We start from the raw sequence: 21,442 nt of genomic DNA, 5'->3' as shown, positions 1-21,442 counted from the left end.
TCTTTGGCTAACGGTTTATTTTTGAAGGTAATCGTCAATCAGTAATTTTATTAAAGCCAGTGGTGGTTTAGGTCGCCACTTGCTTTTGCCAACTCAAGTGTAACGCTAACAATGAGCTGGCTACTCTAAAAAAATGAGTCATGAGCATTCGTTTTTTTAGAGTAGCCAAGTGCTACTTTAATAAAAAATTTATAAAAAACCAAACTCTTTAGCTTTACCTTATTATCCCTATTGCCTAAAAATAAAAATGGACGAGCAACGATGGCGGACACGCAAAACCCAACCAATTTTGATAAAAACGACAACGATAATCAAACCGACCAAACGGATCAAGCAGTTGCCTCAGGCAATGCTTATGAGCTCATTAAAAAGCGTCTGACTGAGCAAGGCAGCCGCCTAGAAACACAAACGGCGAACCTCAATAACGCTCGCTTAGAAGAGTTTGGTAGTACGCAAATGCAAATCGTTGCTCGCACACGTATTCGTACTGAATACAACTGTGTGGCCCAAGATATGGTGCAAGTGGGCGACTATCTGTTATTTGGCTACAATGTTTTTATGGGGCTTAAAAGAGCGAGTAATATCAAGGATGTATTATCGCTATATCGCCTGATAGACCCGACTGATAAACGTCGTAGTGATGATAATAATCATGATAGCAGTGATGAAATAAATGACAAAGACCACAAAAACGACAGCACTGACCAAGAGTATCAGCTTGAAGAAGTGGATCTAACCAATACCTTTTTAGATCAAGAGGCGTTTGTCCAAGATTTTAACGAGCTATATCGATACTACAAGCAAACCCGCTTAATGCAACTGACGGTCAAAGACAGCAAGTTACTGATGGCGTTTCAGATTGGTGAGCGTATCACCGATATCCGCGTTTTTCGTTTTGCCTTAGATTTTAGCCAAGGCACCCCAGAATCTGCCCAAGTCGCCTATGTGGATAATAGAGGCGAGCGCGACATCGAGTTGCCTCCTGCCTATGATTTTGACTGGGTAGAAACCACGCGTGATCAGATGATCAATGGTAAGTACCCGCATATGAATATCTTAGATACGATATTTGTAGAAACGATTGGCGGCGATTTAACCATCAAGATTGAGGATAATACGCAGTCAGGGCAGGGTATTTATAGCGAGCCTGTGAGTGATCGCACTCAGTCGCTGACCGATGCCGAGATTGCTTATGCCAAAGTGGGTAGTTTAATCCTGCTGAAGATACTGCCTTATCGTGAGGACAGTTATCGTTATTTTGTTTATAACACCTTGACCGAAACGGTGCTGCGTCTAGACGCCATTGGGCAGTCGTGTGTCCAGCTGCCGGAAGATCACGGCATTATATTTCCAGGTGGTTATTATCTGCAAACGGGCGAAAACAAGTTATTTGATGCTCAAAACGTTGATGCTACAAACCTACAGTTCAAACGCAAAATCGTCTCACCAAACGGCGAAGACGTGCTGTTCTTATTCTATGATGTCGCTTATGGCGTCACAGGATTATTTCCTTATAATCTAATCAAAAAACAACTGGCAAACCCTATTTATTGCAACGGTATGGCATTGGCGGACAGTGGTCGCTTGGTGCTGTTTAGCGCCCAAAGTGAGCCGTCGCGCATTCACCCGATGCAGATATGGCATACGCCCTATGCCTCACCTGAGTATGTTAGTGAGCTGCCGGAAAGCAGTAGTTTTTACGGCAAAATCGGCAATAAAGAATTGGTGCGCGGTATCTCAGACCTTTATAGCATCACCCGCCTAATCGATAACCAAAGTGTCTCACAAAAGCTCTACGAGGAGCTGGCGGATAATACCAGTCGTCTCTTTGATAGTTACTATTGGCTGTCTGAACCTGAGCTGAACGAGGTTGCAGGTAGTATTAAACAAGTAACGGCTACCGCTGAGTTGGTCATTGATGAGTTTGCCAAAGTACAAAGTATTCAAAAGCAAACCCAAACCGCTTTGAGCGATGCCGACGCTCAGCAAGGTGAGATATTGCGGCAGATACGCGTCACTACTTTTGAGTCTGCCAGTGATTACGTGGAGCAGCTGTCGGCGTTAAGACAACAAAAGGGTCGTCTGGTTAGCCTAGAGGATTTGCGTTATTTAGATGGCGATAAGCTTGAAGCGTTGCAGGCTCAACTAGAAGAAGCAGAAAGCGAGCTCGCCGAAAAGACCGTATTATTTTTAAGCGAAGACCAGGCGCTTTCGAGCTACGAAGCCGTTTTAGCCGACGTCAGTGAGCGTTTAAATACGGCTGAAACCAATGCTGAATTAAAGCCTGTCCTAGACAAAATCGATGAAACCGCACAAGGCTTAGATTTATTAACCGAGCTGCTGGGCACGTTGGATGTTGCCGATGCCACCGTACGCACCCAAATTATCGATGACATATCGACCATTTATTCGAGCCTCAATCAAAGCAAAGCCAAGCTCAACCATAAGCGCAAAAACTTGGGTTCAGCCGAAGCCGTTGCGCAATTTGGCGCGCAGTTTAAGCTGTTTGGTCAGTCGATTGCCAATGCCTTGTCCATTGCCAATACACCTGAGAAATCAGATGAGCAAATGGCAAAATTGCTGGTGCAGTTAGAAGAATTAGAAAGCCAGTTTGCTGACCCAGAGACCAATAGTGGCGATCAGTTTTTAACAGACATTATTAGCAAGCGTGAAGAGATTTACGAAACCTTTGAAAATCATAAGCAGCAATTGCTTGATACGCGTAATCGCAAAGCCCAGAATTTAGGTGATGGCGCTCTACGGATGCTTGAGAGCATCAAAAAACGTACCCAAAGTACGGGTGTCACTGGCTTTAAAGAAGAAGAGGCGTTAAATACCTATTTTGCATCAGACGGACTGGTACAAAAAGTACGTAACATCGCCAAAGAGTTACAAGCGATGGGCTTTAGTGTCAAGGCAGATGACATCGACGCGCGGCTTAAAGCCATCCAAATCGAAAGCTATAAGAGTCTAAAAGACAAATCTGACTTGTTCGAAGATGGCGGGCAGATTATCAAGCTTGGCAAGCACCGTTTTTCGGTCAATACCCAGCCGTTAGACTTGACCTTGCTCAGTCGTCAACAGTCAGATGGTGCGCGCATTCTCAATTTGCACCTAACAGGCACCGACTATTATGAAGTGCTCAATAATGCTGAACTGAGTGTTTTACGCCCATATTGGGATATGAATATCGCCTCCGAGTCTGATACTGTCTACCGCGCGGAATATTTGGCGTATAGCATCATTGAGAGCGCCAAAAACAGCCAAGATGGTTTGACCGAAGCGCGCCTATATCAAGCGTACGACGAGACCGCCAGTACTATTAGTGTTAGCACACTTGATAGCAACAGTGATATTTATAATGATAGCGCGCTGGCTAAACTGGTTAAGGCGTATGCCACTCCTCGTTATCAGCTCGGTTATGACAAAGGTATTCATGACCATGATGCCACGTTGTTATTGATGCAAATATTACCCACGCTGCGTGAAGCAGGTTTGCTGATATACACGCCGCAAGTTCGTGCATTGGCGCAGTTGTTTTATTGGCAGCTAAATCTAGTACAAGCGCTTGGTTTAGAGGCTTTACATCAATTTGGTTATGATGCTTGGCTGAATGAATCAACGCTTACGCGCGTGGATAACTGGATGGATAGAGCCATCACCGCCGAGCAATTGCGCCGTAGCTTGGGCAGTGATACCGCCAAAGCATTACTGGTTGATGATATCACCCAAGTGATGCAATATTTTGTCGCCGCTTATAGTGATGATAGCGTTGGCGTTGATAACGGTACTAGTAAGCAGGCAGAATCAGAGTCAGATTTAGACAATAGTGATATTCATAAAGAGACCGTTGTTAATAAAGATACTATCTTTCAGCAAAGCTATGTCCAGCTTGCCAGTGAATATTTAGTCAACGTCATGGGTCAAGCCAATACGCCCAATGGCGATATAGAATGGCAAACCAGCCAGCAAGCGCAGCAGTTATGTGAGCAATTGAGCCAAACTTTGAATAGCTCATTAGGCACCGCGCCAAATAGCGCAGGCTTTGAGCAACTACAGTCTTCAATCGGTAAGCTTGGCTTTCAGCCCAAATCTGCGTATGAGCTACTAGCAACGTGGTTCCACGCCTTACTTGATAAGATTTACGCTGAGGATAGTAGCGAAATAGCTGGTGAGCAAGCTAATAATGAAGAAGGTGAGCTTAGTGAACAGCAGCTTGCTGAGCGTAAAGAAAAAGAAACTTTACGCAAACAACAGCTAGAAAGTGGCCGTCATTATGTGCCGGAAGCGATTGCTATCTTACTTACCCAATTAAACGATAGACAGCGTGAAGCGTTAATACAACGTCTGGTTGACGCAGGCGCCAGCTTTAATAAAGCGGCAAGTGCGACATCATCACCCTTATCATTTGCATCAACCCCAGCATTGACCAGTAGTAATAACCCACTCAATCAAGTCGCCAGCTTTGAGCGCAGCACGGGTAAAGTATCGCTTGAAATACAAGTCAAGCATCTGTTGGGCGAGCATGAGCGTATCCAGCAGCAAACTCTAACCTTTGCCGTCGATGATTTCTTAAATCGTTTGCACCATCATGATACGCAGGTTATTCCTGCCTATCGACGCTATCTGGCTCTGCGCTCAGAAATTTTGCGCGATGCAAAAGAGGCGTTGCGACTTGATGAGTTTATGCCGCGTCCATTGTCATCATTTGTGCGCAACCGTCTGATTAATGAGAGCTATCTGCCATTAATCGGTGATAACCTTGCTAAGCAAATGGGTACAGTTGGCGAGGATAAGCGTACCGACTTGATGGGTATCCTGATGATGATATCGCCACCAGGTTACGGTAAAACCACCTTGATGGAATACGTCGCCAACCGTTTGGGGCTAATCTTTATGAAGATTAATTGTCCTTCACTCGGTCATGACGTCACCTCGTTAGACCCTGAAAAAGCGCCTAATGCCACGGCACGCGAAGAGCTCAATAAAATTAACCTAGCCTTTGAGATGGGTAATAACGTCATGCTCTATCTCGATGATATTCAGCATACCCATGCTGAGTTTTTGCAAAAATTTATCTCACTCGGCGATGGCACACGCCGTATCGATGGCGTTTGGCAAGATAAAACCAAGACCTATGACATGCGTGGCAAAAAGTTCTGCGTGGTCATGGCAGGTAACCCCTATACCGAAAGCGGTGAGGCCTTTAAGGTGCCTGATATGCTCGCCAACCGTGCCGATATCTATAACCTAGGCGATATTATGAGCGGCATGGAAGAGATATTCGCCCTCAGCTATATCGAAAACTCGCTAACCTCAAATGCCGTATTAGCACCACTTGCCAATCGCGACCTAGCAGATGTGCATCGCCTCATTAAAATGGCGAAAGCGGATAATGCAAACCTCGCCCAAGCACAAAGTAGCGAGCTAACCTATCCCTATAGCAGCTCGGAGATTAACGAGATTATAGCTATTTTGCGCCATATGTTTACCGTGCAAAAAGTCATTCTTGACGTCAACCAAGCCTATATTGCTTCGGCTTCGCAAGATGATAAATATCGTGTTGAACCGATATTTAAGCTGCAAGGCAGTTACCGCAATATGAACAAAATGACCGAAAAACTATCGGCGATTATGAATGACAGCGAGCTTAACCAGCTGATAGATGATCATTATTTGGGCGAGTCGCAACTCTTGACCACAGGCGCAGAAAGCAACCTGCTCAAACTTAGCGAGATGCGCGGGGCGCTGACCGAGCAAGAAGCACAGCGTTGGGCGCAAATCAAAGCTGACTTCTTACGCAACAAAGCCATGGGCGGAGAAGATGGCGATACTGGCGCGCGTATTGTTGCCCAGCTGGTCGACTTGGCCAGCGGTTTTAATGCCATCAGTAGCCAGTTTGATAAATACCTCACCCAAAACAACCCTGAGGAAATCGCGCGCTTGCGAGAAGCGGGACAACAAGTGCAAATCGATGCGCAACTAGAGGCTCAATCAAAGGCACTAAAAATCCTCGCTGATAGCTTTATCACGGGTTTTGTAGATAACGCCAAAGTGGTTAGCGACAGCATCGACAATGGCTTTGAAAAAAGCATGAATCAGCTGATGCAAATTTATAAGCATGATCACAATGCTGAAAAGGCGGAAGGCGAGCAGCTCAAGCAAAGCCAAGAGATGCAAAAACAGCTGATGGTACAGTTGGTCGATGCCGTCGAGCAGCTATCGTATAAGATGGCTGATAGTTTGTCTCATAGCTTAACGCAAAGCCTGCTTAAAAATGATGAGAATCAAACAGCAGATATTGATACGACTGACATCCATCAGCAAACCGCACTGATGGCAAATGCGCTAAAAGAGGCGCTTACACCACTCAATATGCGCATGGATGAAAAGCTGGCAATCGATAGCAGTACCGATCAATCAGGTAAGCTGATCGTCAATAGCCTCAATCGACTGAATAAAATATTTGATGACTATGATTAGGACTTGTGATTAGTGTTTATGAAAAATAGATAGTAGTAATAGCGACAAGTTATCGATGTATAGTCGAGGCGGTTTAAAGTAAAGCGAGTAGGGTGCGCCCCGCGCACCGATTTGTATAAAATAACAGGAACATCATGGCGCATAAAAAGAAGAATGTCCGCAAAAAAGAATGTCCCGTCTGCAAGCGTGAGTTTAGCTGGACTAAAAAGTTGGATAAAAACTGGGACAGTATGGTCTATTGCTCTGACCAATGCCGCCGCGTGAAAAAGTATGAAGGTTTAGAGCATCAGAAGTAAGGAAAAGTTTACGGTCGTTGTAGGCTGGGGTTTTAACCCAGTACTTCATAGTACAAAGTGACGCAAGGAAGCTCATGGCACATAAAAAAGTAAATCTACCGCAAAAAATCTGCCCTGTCTGTCAGCGTCCTTTTACTTGGCGTAAGAAGTGGGAAAAGGATTGGGAGCAAGTGATTTATTGTTCTGAGAAGTGTCGGCGGGGGAAGGGTAAAGTACATTGAGCTCAAGCTAGGACAATAGAGAATTGCCATGTTTGCTAACCGAATGCTAATAAAGGATGAAGCTAGAGATGGTGGATGGAGCTGTCACAGTTAATATAGTTAAAAATATTCGACCCAAAAAGAATAAGAATAATGAAAAAGTATAAACAAAAAAAGCGTCAAAAGCGTCATAATAAAAACCAGAGACAAGCCGTGAACCATTCTCAAGGAAACACTACAAGACACTCAAAGAAAAGAGAGTATGAGACCATACAGTTTGCTAATCATACACAATCTGTTGAAAAGGGTTGGGTTTATGAAACAGATTTTTCTTATGCCCGATCTGGTTTAATACGTATTGTCACTATAGTTGCTTCTATTTTAATAATTGGTAGCTTTCCGTTTGCGCTTTACTTAATATTTACTGTCGAAAGCTTCATACCCATACTAATCATTTTAGTAATCACTGTTGTCTTTTTAGTGGAGCTAATTAAAAAGCCTCATACTATTTTGAGACGTGTAAAATGGATCGACCAAGGTAGTATTCAAATACAAAAAGGCCAAGTTGACTTAACGCTAGGTGATAAGTTACATAGCATATTTTTAGCAGATGTAAGAAAATATCAATGTCATAAATTTATTGGTAACAGGCCTTATGCTGAAGCTGTTAAAGTTATCATAAAAATGAAAGATAATTCTGAATTTTATTTTTATCAATCTACCAAACTTGATGCAGATATAGACGCTTTATTTGACATGGGCCACGTGATTGTGTCTGCATTACCAAATAGTTTTGAAAAAGTTAGTAGAGGTGCATGGTTACATACTAAAAAGACAACTTACTATGCAAATGTACTCACTGTATTACTTTTTATAGCTCTTGCAATTTGCTATAAGATATATGGTGGGATTGGTATTGCATTTGCATTGTTACCCATTGCGATTATGCCTCGTTTAATGCTTTTCGTACTGAAATCTGAAAACAACTTAAACACAGATATTTTTTATACTAATAAAGAAAAATAGTTTTTGAAAGCATTAATTTTTCCTGATGTACTCATATTGAATGAGTACGCCAGGAAATATATATAAACTATCTATAAGTTAATCGATTTTTAAAACCCTACAAATTCGGATTCAACCACTTCTCAGCAGTCTTCATATCCCAACCTTTACGCTCAGCATAGCTCTCTAACTGATCGGTGCTGATTTTACCGACATTAAAGTACTCACTATCAGGATGTGAGTAATAGAAGCCGCTAACCGATGATGCAGGCCACATCGCATAGCTTTCCGTCAAGATAGTGCCGATAGCGTCGCCCGTACCAATCCACTCAAATAGCTTACCTTTTTCGGTATGTTCAGGGCAGGCAGGGTAGCCAGGTGCTGGGCGGATACCAACGTATTTTTCCTTAATCATCTCGTCATTGGTGAGACTTTCCTCAGCCTGATAGCCCCAATAGTCTTTACGAATAAGCTCATGTAGATGCTCAGCAAAGGCTTCTGCCAAGCGGTCAGATAAAGCCTGCGCCATAATGGCATTATAGTCGTCACCTGCTGTTTTATATTTCTCAGCCAGCGCTTCTGTACCAACGATGGAAACGGTAAAACCGCCTAAATAATCGGTATGTGTGTCTGATGGCGAGATAAAGTCTGCCAAGCTAAAGTTTGGCTTACCACTGGCTTTATCGCTTTGCTGACGTAGATGCTCGAACTGATAGGTTGGGTTGCCACCTTGTTGTGGATCTTTATCATAAACCGTCACGGTATCGTCACCAGTCCGTCGAGCTGGCATGAGCTTAAACACCCCTTTAGCCACGATTAATTTTTCATCGATCATTTTTTGTAGCATGTCTTCTGCGTTACCAAACAAATCACGAGCGGCTTCGCCAACCACATCATCTTGCAATATTTTTGGGTATTTTCCCGCCAGCCCCCAAGAGATAAAGAACGGCGTCCAGTCGATATAAGGCAGTATATTGGTGATGGGATAATCATTAAGGATGACTTGTCCTAGTTTATTCGGCACAGGCGGCACATAGTTGTCCCAGTCGTACTGAAAACCAAGGTCAATAGATTTAGCATAAGATATTTTGGCAGCTTTTGGCTGACGTTTGGCGAGGCGCTCACGTACCTTGATATATTCTGCGCGCGTCTCGTCGATAAGACCTTGACGATTCTCTTTCGACAGCAGTTTCGTCACTACGCCTACTGAGCGTGAAGCATCCGACACATAGATGACGCCATTGTTTTGATATTGTGGTTCGACTTTGACAGCGGTATGCGCTTTAGAGGTTGTGGCACCGCCAATCATCAGCGGTAACGTTATGCCGCGCTCTTGCATTTGCTTGGCGACATAGACCATTTCCTCAAGGCTTGGGGTAATCAAACCTGATAAGCCGATGATATCGACTTCCTCGGCAATCGCGGTATCGAGGATTTTTTCACAAGGTACCATCACGCCCAAATCGAGGATGTCATAACCATTACAGCCAAGTACCACACCGACGATGTTTTTACCGATATCGTGGACGTCGCCTTTGACCGTCGCCATGAGTATTTTACCTTTCTTTTCGCCTTCGACTTTTTCCGCTTCGATATACGGGTTTAGCCAAGCTACAGATTGCTTCATCACGCGCGCGGATTTCACCACTTGCGGTAAAAACATTTTACCGGCACCAAATAAGTCGCCAACGATGTTCATTCCATCCATTAATGGCCCTTCGATGACTTCTAGCGGTTTTGGGTATTTCTCCCATGCTTCTTTGGTATCAGCGTCGATAAAGGTGGTAATACCTTTTACTAAGGCATGGGCAATACGCTCTTCGACCGTGCCTTCGCGCCAGCTCATATCGACGGTGCTGTCTTTTTTCTTCCCACCATCTTGATAGCTTTCGGCGATGGTCATCAGCCGTTCAGTGGCGTCTTGGCCGGTTTCGCCTTGGTTGCGATTGAGCATCACATCTTCGATGGCGTCGCGTGCTTCTTTTGGAATATCGTCATAAATCTCTAACATAGAAGGATTGACGATACCCATGGTTAAGCCGTTTTGAATCGCATGAAATAGGAATACTGAGTTGATCGCTTCACGAATCGGGTTGCCACGGAAACTAAATGACACGTTAGACACACCGCCCGAGACCATGGCATTTGGCAAGTTATCCGAGATCCATTTGGTGGCGTTGATAAAGTCGGCACCATAATTATTATGCTCAGTAATACCGGTGGCGACCGCAAAGATATTCGGGTCAAAAATAATGTCTTCGGATGGGAAACCCACTTCATTGACCAAGACATCGTAGCTGCGCTGACAAATCTGAGTTTTGCGCTCAAAGGTGTCGGCCTGACCGTCTTCATCAAAGGCCATAACGATAACCGCTGCACCGTAGCGCATGCATAACTTGGCGCGCTCGACGAACTCAGCCTTACCTTCTTTTAAAGAGATGGAGTTGACAATCGATTTACCTTGAATGCGTTTCAAACCTTCTTCGATAATGTCCCATTTCGACGAGTCCAGCATCAACGGCACACGGCTAATATCCGGCTCGCCCGATACCAAGTTGACGAAATGAATCATCGCCTGTTTGGAGTCGAGCATGCCTTCGTCCATGTTGATATCGACGATTTGTGCCCCACCTTCGACTTGGTCACGGGCGACATCGAGCGCTTCGGTATAGGCTTCAGTTTTAATCAAACGTAGGAATTTTTTTGAACCGGTGACGTTGGTACGCTCACCAACGTTGACAAATAAACTGTCATCGTTGATGGTAAAGGGCTCAAGTCCAGATAAACGGCAGGCAGGCGCAATTTCAGGAATGACGCGCGGTGGGTAATTGGCCACCATATTAGCGATTTGGCGAATATGCTCAGGTGTCGTACCACAACAGCCGCCGACAATATTTAAGATGCCCGCTTTGGCAAAACCCTCTAACAGCGCAGTGGTTTCTTCAGCCGTTTCATCGTACTCACCAAATTCATTGGGCAGACCAGCATTCGGGTGCGCGGAGACATAAGTATTGGCGATATTTGATAACGTTTGGATATGTGGGCGCAGCGCATCGGCACCGAGCGCGCAGTTAAAACCAACGGTTAATGGTTTGGCATGGCGAATTGAGTTATAAAAGGCCTCAGCCGTTTGACCTGATAACGTACGACCAGAGGCATCGGTAATCGTCCCTGAAATCATAATTGGCAGCTCAAAGCCGATATCGTCAAACACGCCGGTTATGGCAAATATTGCCGCTTTGGCATTGAGCGTATCAAAGATAGTCTCAATCAAGATGATATCGACGCCACCTTCCATCAATGCCAGTGTTGACTCACGATAATTCAGCACCAATTCATCAAAGGTAATATTACGAAAGGCAGGGTCATTGACATCAGGAGACAATGAGCAAGTACGCGACGTTGGACCAATAACCCCAGCGACGAAACGTGGTTTTTCAGGATTCTTCGCAGTGAATTCATCAGCAGCAGCGCGTGCAATTTGCGCGGCAGTTTTATTCAGCTCAGGCACCAGATATTGCATATCATAGTCAGCCATCGACAGACGTGTACCGTTAAAGCTGTTGGTCTCGATGATATCCGCACCGGCCTCGAGGTGCGCCAAATGAATCTCTTTAATCATGTGCGGCTGAGATAGCACGAGCAGATCATTATTACCGCGTACGTCTTGCTCAATATCGGCAAAGCGCTCACCGCGATAGTCTGCTTCTTCCAGCTTATAGTTTTGAATATGAGTGCCCATCGCCCCATCTAACATCAAAATCCGTTTGGCCATCTGCTCAGTGATACGCGCGCGCGCGGTCAGTTGCTGTGCTTTATAAGGAAACACGGCAGGGGGAGTCAGTATAAAGCTATCCGCTGCATTGGATGAAGGGGCATTGCTGTCCGCGGGAGAGGAGGTCGGTGAAGTTGTGGTCTTTTGAGTCATAGGAGCGCTGCTTATATCGTCAATTTTATAAAAGGAAGGAATAACAAATGGATGCAAAAAACAGGGTAAAATAATTATAAGAGAAAATGAAAGTTATGATAAAAAAATAGGCAAATTCGCATTATTCTAGCATGAAAAATATGTCGTACGCGGGAGAGTAATTATTCCTCTTTAGCAATACAGCATATAAGGCGCTTGTTTGTTGAATGCTAAACGATGACAGTGAGTTTTATTGCCTACAATGAATTCTATTGCATAAAACGGATGGGTACAAATGAATATCATTTCCATCAAGGATTACATAAAGCTTTGTTTTTATGGATTGATTTCAAGTTTACTGTAAAAAGTTAGACAAAATTTACACCGATGCTACAAAAAATAGCCTAAAGGCGAATTGATAAACATGGTTTATATGTTAATTTAATTTCAGAAGGATTAATGTTTCGTAAGTAGTACTTACTAGTTGAATGCTAATATTCATCATAAACACTAAGTCATAAAAAGACATGTCGTAAAAAGACATGTCGTAAAAAGACACTGAGTCATAAAGACTGATGTGAGTGCTTGCTCTAGGGAAAGTCAATCTAACTTGCAAGACGGTAATACCGTAGTCAATAGATACTTAATCATTAAGGATAATGTTATGAAACTCATTAAAATTGCTACCATCGGTACACTTGCTATTTCAATCGCTGGCTTAAGCGCCTGTAATAATATGATGCCAGCCAAAACCGCGGCGATGAAAGCACCCACGCAAAGCCAGCCGATGGCAAATATGAACGTGGTACAAATCGCCCAAAGTAATGCTGATTTTTCGTTGCTTGCTGAAGCGGTCGTTGCAGCAGATTTAGCAGACGCTTTATCGGATACCAGTGCGAGCTATACCGTACTGGCCCCAACCAATGCAGCATTTGTTAAAGTATTACAAGAAACAGGCATGACCAAGGCAGAGCTATTTGCCAATAAGCCATTACTTACCAAAATATTGACTTATCATGTCATCAAAGGTAATACGCCAGTTTATCAAAAGCATGTAAGACCCGGTAATTACACCATGCTCAGTACTGATACACTGATGATTACGCCACAAGGTAGGTTAAAAGATGAAAATGGTCGTCTAACCAATATCCTCAAGACCGATATCGCGGCCAGTAACGGCGTCGTCCATGTTATTGATAGAGTGCTACTCCCTAAATAAGCGTTGAGCTAAGTTGAGCTAAAAGGTATCTCGTTATTTTTTATCAGTTAGCTAGGGCATGTCCTCAATCTAAACGATAATACCTAAATGGGCTAAAAATGGCTAAATTTTGCCAAACATCGTCAAATAGTTGGTTAATATCCCGATATTATCTGCACTATTTTCCTTGTTTAACTGCAATTTAACTCATTTTTATCACCATTTTTAAAATGAGGACACGCCCTAGTATATTAAATCCACTATAAAATAAATACAGTGCTACTGGGATGAATTTTGCGTAGCCTCTGGGAACGCAGCACGCAAGGAAAATATATACCAGTAGCACGCTGTAATAAATGTACTATTTTTATTTAAGACTAACTATATCAGTACCAGCTGCCTTTATGACGTTATTGAGCTCATTCAATGTTCAATAAGCCATGATAAACAAAAGATATCTGTCAATGCGGTAAGGGTTAATACACAAGCTAACAATGGCGCCGTATACGTGATTGATACAGTGTTGCTACCTAAGTAAGCATCAATTCAAAATTAATCAGTTAATATTGTAGTTATTGATATAACACATTCCTCGTTTGGTTCGACTCATTAGTCTACTGTTATATTTTTAAGTTAAGAAAAAGTTAGTTAAGAAAAACTATTTACTAAGCTTATCATTTACTATTTATAAGGAAATATCCATGTTAAAGAAGAATTTATTATCTATTGCCATCGTTACCGCCGCTATGTCATTGGCAGCCTGTAACGATACCGACACCGTGGCTGAACCAACTGAGCCGGATGTCACTACCGAAGAAGTAGTTGTTGAACCTGAGGTTGAGACAGATCCAATGGTTGAAGCAGAACCTATGGATATGGATGAAACCGATGTTGCTGCCACACAAACCATTGGTGAAATGGCAGCGGGCAATGAGAATCTAACCATCCTGACAGCTGCATTACAGGCTGCTGGACTGGATTCAATGTTGATGGCTGATGACAAGTACACCGTATTTGCACCAACTGATGATGCCTTTGCTGCGCTATTAACCAAGCTAGATATTACTAAAGAAGAGCTATTGGCTGATGAAGCAACGCTGAAAAGTGTACTGCCATACCATGTTGTTCCTATGGTAGTAAAAGCGGCTGATATCCCTTATGGTGATAAAATTGAAACCGCAAACGGTCAGTCATTTACTATTAGCGAAGACAATGTGATTACCGATGCAAGTGGTAACACGGCTAATATCATTGACACGGATATGATGGCAACCAATGGTGTAGTACATGTAATCGATACCGTACTATTACCAGAGTAAGCTCAATCAGTTTTCTATAACGTATTAATATTAGTTAAGAAGCCCAGCCATTGCGCTGGGCTTCTTTATTTCTAAGTTTTTATGAGGGCGTGTTGACCATTGGAAGCTGGGCACTGGCTGCAAAAAAGTATAGCCACTGTCACTGTAGACTAAAATAATAGCACTAAAAAAGCCCGAGACGATGGTCTCGGGCTTTTTTACTCAATAGGGCTGAGCAGTGACTACTTTAAAGAGTATTACTTATGCTCTTTATGTAGTGGGTCTTGGGCTGCCATTCTTTGTTGCTCTTTTAAATGGCGCTCTTCCCAATAAGGCGCGTTTTTGATACCGAATTTTGCAGGATCAAAACTATAGCGTGCGACACCTGCTTTACGCTGTGCTTCATAGTCTTTTAGCATCGTAAGCGTTGGGCGAGCCACAATGAAAATGACCAAGATACCAACGATGTTCAACCAAGCCATCAAGCCCACACCGATGTCGCCGATAGCCCAGATGTAACCAGCTGAGTTGAGACCACCGTAGGCAACCATCGCCATGATTAAGACTTTGACTAAGAATAGACCTGTTTTATTAGCCTTACGACTGATAAAGCGAGTCAGGTAAGCCACGTTCACTTCAGCAATGTAGTAATAAGCCAAAATAGTGGTGAAAGCAAAGAAGAATACAGCGACTGCAATAAAGGTATTACCAAAATTACCATATACCGATTCCATCGCCATTTGGGTAAAGGCAGGAGCGTTGATCTCAGTAGTAGCGGCTATGTTCTGTACGACGAACTGACCGTCTGGCAACGTACCCTGAATGTTGTACATACCAGTAGATAGAATCATAAAGGCAGTAGCAGAACAAACCAGTAACGTATCGACGTAGACTGAGAAAGCCTGTACTAAACCCTGCTGTGATGGATGCTCAACTTCGGCAGCCGCCGCAGCGTGAGGACCAGTACCCTGTCCGGCTTCGTTAGAGTAAATACCCCGTTTGACACCCCAACCAATAGCAGCACCAAAACCTGCTTGAGCGGTAAAGGCATCACCAATGATCATACCGAATACTTCTGGGATCAAACTGACGTTGGTGAACATGATAATTAAGGCTAAAATGATATAACCTAGTGCCATAAAAGGAACGGCGTATTCAGTAAAGGTTGCAATACGCTTAATACCACCAAAGATGATGATACCTAATACGACTAGAATGATAGCCAGTGCGACTAGACGCATAGAGCCAACTTCTAGGGCTCCGATGTTCATAACCGTACCTTCACCCATGACTTGAGCAAAAGCATTAATAACGCCGTTAGCCTGTACGCCTGGTAAGAACATACCACAAGCTAAAATAGAGGAAATTGCGAAAAGGATACCGTACCACTTTTGACCCAGAGCGCGCTCAAAGTAGTAAGCGGGACCACCACGATATTCGCCAGTAACCACATCTTTTTCTTTATAAATCTGTGCTAGCGTTGCTTCGACATAAGCGGTAGAAGCCCCTAAAAAGGCAACCACCCACATCCAAAACACGGCACCTGGGCCACCGAAACCGATAGCAGCAGCAACGCCTGCGATGTTACCCATACCCACACGTCCCGCTAGAGAGACGGCAAGTGCCTGAAACGATGAAATACCATCAGTACTGGACTTACCAGTAAATAGTAGTTTGATCATTTCACCAAAAAGACGCACTTGTACAAAGCGCGTCATAATAGAATAAAATAGGCCAGCGCCCAAGCATAAGTAAACTAATGCGGGGCTCCAAATAATTCCATTTACTAAGTTAACTAAACCTTCCATATTTATATTCCTAGTACTGTCTCAAAGTGGCGCTATATGCTAGGAGCAAGCTAACTGGTTAACTTACTTATTTAAGTTAAGCAGTTAAATTGTCTACACCGACTTAATCCATTTCAGTTAAAAAGTATGCCAATTAAGTCTCATACACGCTATAAGCTGTATCGATTCAAGATATGCTGGTGTGGTAAATTAAGCTTGTTGAGCTCGTATTTAACCGCTTGATGGTGATTTTATAAGGAAACCAACAGCGTGTTAGTACTAATCAAGCTCTAACTCCACTACCAAATGTATTCAAACCGTACGGCTACGTAACTGCAATTTGCCATATTTCTGTACCAATTACTAGAAATTTCTTTATATAGCGGCAGATATATTCATATTAAGTTGAATAGAGCAAAAAATAAGGAATGAGATAAGGTTAGAGTGTTTGAGTGATAACGACAATAAATCGAGTGTGACATCCGTACCGAGCGTTGGTTAAGCACGCTTTGCGGTTGTTTTTTAGTAACGATCAATTGTAAAAGTAAGGTTATAGCCCCATTATTGTCAGGATATCTCGTGGGTCATGTCTTATAGGCTATAATGCTCTATTCTCATATCCAGTAGTATAATTAAGCGGCATAATTGGTATGCTAATCTAAGTTATATGAAATATTGAGTTATATAAAACATGTAGACGGATATGAGTCTTCGAGAAGTTTTAAAAAATATTAAAAAACGGGTTACTAGGTATTTGTTATTTATCATTATTAGGAGAAACAACGATGACGCGTCAATCCATTGTAAAACCTATGTTGCTTGCAGCAGTATTAGCGACTTCTACCGTTGGCCTAAGTGGCTGTGGCTATAATAACCTTCAATCACAAGACGAGCAGGTGACGGCGTCGTGGTCAGAAGTGGTCAACCAATATCAGCGCCGCTCTGACCTAGTGCCAAACTTGGTCAAAGTGGTACAGCAATACGCGGAGCAGGAACAAGAAGTCTTTACCCAAGTCGCTGCTGCTCGCTCACAAGCTGGCGGTATTACGGTGACACCAGAACTTCTTAACGACCCAGAAGCGATGGAGCGTTATGCTGCCGCGCAAGAACAGATGACTGGTGCGTTATCGCGCTTAATGGCAGTGTCTGAGCGTTATCCTGATCTAAAATCAGATGCCTTGTTCCAAGATTTACAAGCCCAGCTTGAAGGTACTGAAAACCGTATCGCAGTCGCGCGTAATCGTTATATCCAAGAAGTGCAAGGTTATAACACGACCGTTCGCCAGTTCCCAACCAATATCACTGCAAAAGTATTTGGCATGGATACCAAGCCAAACTTTAGCGTGGCGAATGAAACAGAAATCTCTACTGCACCAAGTGTTGATTTTGGTGACTCTACAGAGGCGACTGCTGAGTAGCGTGTCGCGGATGAAGGTAAAAGTCAGGTAATGGTTGCTGCTCTATATTAAGTTATCCATGAACATGGTTATTTTTGTCGTATGATGTCATGCGACAACGGTAGAGTCAGCACCCATTAATTTAGTACAGATGTCACTCGAGGTGGTATAGATTAGATGAATAATTCAAAAACACTCTTATCAGTATTATTATTCACGCTAAGTCTCGGTAGCGCCTCTGTGTTGCATGCTGTGCCTAATGGCGATGCTATTAGTAATGCCAATACCAATACTAATAACAGTACGGTAGCTGTAGATAGCGCCTCAAACACACAAAATCGTAGTGTGGAAGATTTGGTGGCTATTTCTAAAGCAGCCGAGTCCAACGACGCCATCAATGACGCGGTATTGGGTAACGAAGCTATTAATGACGCCATACTCGGCAACGATGCTATCAATCCTAATGCGGCCAATGCTGAAGCGAGCTCTGAAGCCACGGCAACAGCGCAACCACCTGTTCGGTCAAGTGCTGAAGGTGTCGATGCCGACAAGCTCATATTAAATAACCCTGTCGTTGATCAAGCCAACATCTTAAACCCACAAGAAAAACAACGCTTAGAGGCGCAGTTACATGCTATTTATCAGCAGGGCTTGGCTCAAGCAGCCGTGGTCATCGTACCGACGACCAATGGCATGCCAATATTTGACTATGCCTTACAAGTGGCTGAAAAATGGCAGTTGGGTAATAAAGATATCGATGATGGTTTGTTGATGGTCGTTGCTGTCAATGACCGTGATATGTATATTTTAACGGGGTACGGCTTAGAGGGCGTGTTACCAGATTCTGCCGTCAACCGTATTATTCGTGAGGATATTACCCCGTCGTTTAAACAAAACAATTATGGCGCTGGGGTACTGGCAGGCATTGATGCGCTTAAAGCACGTCTGACTGCTGATCCTGAGGTATTGGCCCGTGCAGATGCGCAAGCTGCTGAACGCAGCGCTCAACAGGGTTCGGACGAGATGCCGTCGCCTATTTTCTTATTTATCATGGCGATGATATTTGGTAGCTTTATCACTAGTATTTTCGGTCGTGTATTTGGTTCTATCCTTACCGCTGGTGGTTTCTTCGCTGGCTCGCTAGCTCTCGGTGGCGGCTTTTTTATGACCGTAATTATGGCAATATTTTTATGGTTGTTCTTAATTTCACGCGGAGGTGGCGGCAAAGGTGGATCTGGGGGCGGTCGAGGCGGTGGCGGCATGGTCTTCTTACCGGGCATGGGTGGCGGTAGTAGTGGCGGCGGAGGTTTCGGCGGTGGCGGCTTTGGTGGCGGCGGCGGAGGTTTTGGTGGCGGCGGTGCTGGCGGATCGTGGTAGATGCGCGATAAAAACAACCACTCAATGACCATCAGCAATGGCGTATTTAAGGAAGTAATATAATGTCAGAAAACAACGCTTCAAAACCCAGTGTTGCCCGCTGGTGGCGTCAGGTCTTATTTATCCCTGTACTACAGAGTAAGTGGCTGACAGCAGAGGCCAAAGCGCGTCTGACAGACGAGGTAACACGTGCGGAGCGTGGGCATCGCGGTGAGGTTTTTTTAATTGTAGAAAATAACTTGCCTATTCAAGACGCTTATTATATTGGCTGCCGCGACCGTGCGATTGACTTATTCAGTGAGTATCGAGTGTGGGATACCGAAGAGAACACGGGTGTCTTGGTCTACGTCAATATTTGCGAGCATCAGTTAGAGATTGTGGCTGATCGAGGTATTAGTACGCACGTCAGCCCAACTGTTTGGCACGCCATGTGCGAAAAAGCGGTATCCGGCATTGCCAATCAAAAAACAGAAGAGAGTTTGGCTGAGTTGTTAGATGAAGTCGGGCAAGTGCTGCGCCAGTATTATCATCTCGAACAAGACCCAGCAGGCAATGAGCTGTCAGATACAGTGGTTTTTCTAAAATAGAGCCACCAAAATTACATCTCTAATTACATCTTTGTACCTTCTCTCTATAAAAAACATTAAAGCGATGACCGGACCACTATGATTGATCTAATAAAGAAACTACCAAAAGCGGAATTGCATTTACATATTGAGGGCTCATTAGAGCCTGAGCTTATGTTTAGGCTGGCCAAAAAAAATAACATAGAAATTCCCTATAAAGACATAGAAGATGTACGCAATGCTTATAACTTCACCAATCTGCAAACCTTTTTAGATATCTATTATGCGGGTGCAAACGTCTTGATTACTCAAGATGATTTTTATGATTTGACCTGGGAATATATCCTTAAGTGTGTCGAAGACAATGTCATTCATACCGAGATATTCTTTGACCCGCAAACGCATACGGCAAGAGGGATTGCTTTTGAAACCGTGATTACTGGTATCAAAGAGGCGTTGGCTGATGCTAAAGAAAAGTACGGCATTACTTCTTGCATTATCATGTGCTTTCTGCGGCATTTATCGCAACAAGAAGCATTTGAGACGTTAGACGAGGCGCTAAAATTTAAAGACGATATTATTGGTGTTGGTCTTGACTCTGCAGAATTGGGCAATCCTCCTTCGAAGTTTAAAGAGGTCTTTAAACAGGCAAAAGAGGCAGGTTTTAAATTGGTCGCCCATGCTGGCGAAGAAGCTGACTTTACTTATATTTACGAAGCCCTAGATTTACTAGAAATTAATAGAATCGATCATGGCGTGCAATCTATAAAAAGCGAGGCGCTGATGCAACGCTTAAAAGACGAGCAAATGCCGCTGACAGTTTGTCCAAACTCAAACATCGAGTTAAAGGTATTTGAAGATTATAAACAACACAATATCAAAGAGTTGTTGGACTATGGCTTAAATGTCAGTGTCAATTCTGATGATCCTGCATACTTTAAAGGGTATATGAATCAAAACTTTATAAATATATGCGAAAGCTTGCCACTGACAGAAGACGATATCATCACGTTGGTGAAAAACTCTTTTAGATCTTCATTCATCAGTGATGAGTTAAAAAAGGAATATTTAGAAAGAGTTGATTTGGCTTTATAATAGGGGCTGTATAGAAGACAATGCAGTGATTTTTTGCATCAGCAAAGGCATAATAATACCGGCTTTTTCTGCTAAGGTGATATCCACGATAGTATTTGGCGTGGGATTAGGATTTATCTCAATGATGGTGGCGCCATTTTGTTTTGCTAATTGTGCCAGTCCAGCAGCAGGATAAACGAGGCTTGATGTACCGATACTGATAAATACCTCGCAATTTGCCGCCGCTTCTTCTGCCGTCTGCCACGCTTGTACTGGTAATGCTTCCCCAAACCAAACAATATCAGGACGAATATAACCGCCGCAGTGTTGGCAGGTGATTAAATCCTCATCAAAAATCATGTCATTTTTGCTATTCGCTAAACGATTTGAATGGTTTTCATAAGTCGTATCACATTGGCTGCAACGATTCTGCCAAAGATTGCCATGTAAATGGGTCACGGTGCTGCCAGCTTGCTCATGTAAATCATCAACATTTTGGGTAATAAGCGTCAATTGCTGATGGTTGTTTGCTGCATGTTGCTGCCATTGCGCTAAGGCAATATGGGCTGGATTTGGTGTTTTATCCGCGACCAACTGTCTACGCCACTGATACCATGACCACACCAGTTTTGGATCGCGAGCGAAAGCGTCAGGTGTGGCTAAGTCTTCAGCCGCATAGTTTTCCCACAAACCCGTTTGCTTATCTCGAAACGTTGGTATGCCGCTTTCTGCGGAAACGCCTGCGCCAGTCAAAATACAAATACACTTTTTGTCTGCCAATATTTTGGCAGCGCGTTGTACTTCTGCTATTAACGCTGGTGATAATTCTGCTAACATAAGCTAACCCTTGTTAA

General features: G+C 43.5%; 13 protein-coding genes. 10 read left to right on the top strand and 3 right to left on the bottom strand.

Annotated features, from left to right (window positions below; all coding sequences use genetic code 11):
• Positions 1-261: 261 nt before the first annotated feature.
• From EI162_RS02715 to EI162_RS02700, 4 genes are all read left to right on the top strand, one after another.
• Positions 262-6,483, top strand: coding sequence for a DNA repair ATPase (locus EI162_RS02715; protein WP_192522899.1), 6,222 nt, complete (start codon positions 262-264; stop codon positions 6,481-6,483).
• Between the two features lie 134 nt (positions 6,484-6,617).
• Complete coding sequence (locus EI162_RS02710; protein WP_192522898.1) at positions 6,618-6,779, top strand: DUF2256 domain-containing protein; 162 nt, start codon at positions 6,618-6,620, stop codon at positions 6,777-6,779.
• 74 nt (positions 6,780-6,853) lie between these two features.
• The gene (locus EI162_RS02705; protein WP_192522897.1) at positions 6,854-7,000 is read left to right on the top strand and encodes a DUF2256 domain-containing protein; all 147 of its coding nucleotides are present in this window, start codon (positions 6,854-6,856) and stop codon (positions 6,998-7,000) included.
• A 132-nt stretch (positions 7,001-7,132) separates the two neighbouring features.
• On the top strand, positions 7,133-8,005 hold the full coding sequence (locus tag EI162_RS02700; protein WP_192522896.1) for a hypothetical protein: 873 nt from the start codon (positions 7,133-7,135) through the stop codon (positions 8,003-8,005).
• A 97-nt stretch (positions 8,006-8,102) separates the two neighbouring features.
• Here EI162_RS02700 and metH read toward each other — a convergent pair whose 3' ends face one another.
• A complete protein-coding gene (gene metH / locus EI162_RS02695) occupies positions 8,103-11,912 on the bottom strand; it encodes a methionine synthase (protein WP_192522895.1) in 3,810 nt (1,269 codons plus the stop codon).
• Between the two features lie 643 nt (positions 11,913-12,555).
• On the opposite strand from metH, the gene EI162_RS02690 reads away from it, so the two are divergent.
• Positions 12,556-13,110: a fasciclin domain-containing protein gene (locus tag EI162_RS02690; RefSeq protein WP_192522894.1), complete on the top strand. Its 555-nt coding sequence runs from the start codon at positions 12,556-12,558 to the stop codon at positions 13,108-13,110.
• Positions 13,111-13,790: 680 nt separating this feature from the next.
• Complete coding sequence (locus tag EI162_RS02685) at positions 13,791-14,408, top strand: fasciclin domain-containing protein (protein ID WP_192522893.1); 618 nt, start codon at positions 13,791-13,793, stop codon at positions 14,406-14,408.
• Positions 14,409-14,644: 236 nt separating this feature from the next.
• Here the strand turns inward: EI162_RS02685 and EI162_RS02680 are convergent, their stop codons facing one another.
• On the bottom strand, positions 14,645-16,195 hold the full coding sequence (locus tag EI162_RS02680) for an alanine/glycine:cation symporter family protein (RefSeq protein ID WP_192522892.1): 1,551 nt from the start codon (positions 16,193-16,195) through the stop codon (positions 14,645-14,647).
• 764 nt (positions 16,196-16,959) lie between these two features.
• On the opposite strand from EI162_RS02680, the gene EI162_RS02675 reads away from it, so the two are divergent.
• From EI162_RS02675 to EI162_RS02660, 4 genes are all read left to right on the top strand, one after another.
• Positions 16,960-17,592, top strand: a complete 633-nt coding sequence (locus EI162_RS02675; protein ID WP_192522891.1) for a LemA family protein — start codon at positions 16,960-16,962, stop codon at positions 17,590-17,592.
• A gap of 156 nt (positions 17,593-17,748) precedes the next feature.
• Positions 17,749-18,948 (top strand): TPM domain-containing protein, encoded by a 1,200-nt coding sequence (locus EI162_RS02670; RefSeq protein ID WP_192522890.1) that lies wholly within the window; start codon positions 17,749-17,751, stop codon positions 18,946-18,948.
• Between the two features lie 62 nt (positions 18,949-19,010).
• On the top strand, positions 19,011-19,535 hold the full coding sequence (locus tag EI162_RS02665; protein ID WP_192522889.1) for a TPM domain-containing protein: 525 nt from the start codon (positions 19,011-19,013) through the stop codon (positions 19,533-19,535).
• Positions 19,536-19,613: 78 nt separating this feature from the next.
• Positions 19,614-20,609, top strand: coding sequence for an adenosine deaminase (locus tag EI162_RS02660; protein ID WP_192522888.1), 996 nt, complete (start codon positions 19,614-19,616; stop codon positions 20,607-20,609).
• On the opposite strand, the gene EI162_RS02655 is transcribed toward EI162_RS02660, so the two are convergent.
• Positions 20,604-21,425, bottom strand: coding sequence for an SIR2 family NAD-dependent protein deacylase (locus tag EI162_RS02655; RefSeq protein ID WP_192522887.1), 822 nt, complete (start codon positions 21,423-21,425; stop codon positions 20,604-20,606). The two genes, EI162_RS02660 and EI162_RS02655, sit on opposite strands and share 6 nt — an antisense overlap.
• Positions 21,426-21,442: the final 17 nt, after the last annotated feature.

Source organism: Psychrobacter sp. FME6 (assembly GCF_014861365.1).
Classification (GTDB): domain Bacteria; phylum Pseudomonadota; class Gammaproteobacteria; order Pseudomonadales; family Moraxellaceae; genus Psychrobacter.
Note: the sequence above shows the minus strand (reverse complement) of the source record. Positions and strands in the feature narration are given on the sequence as shown.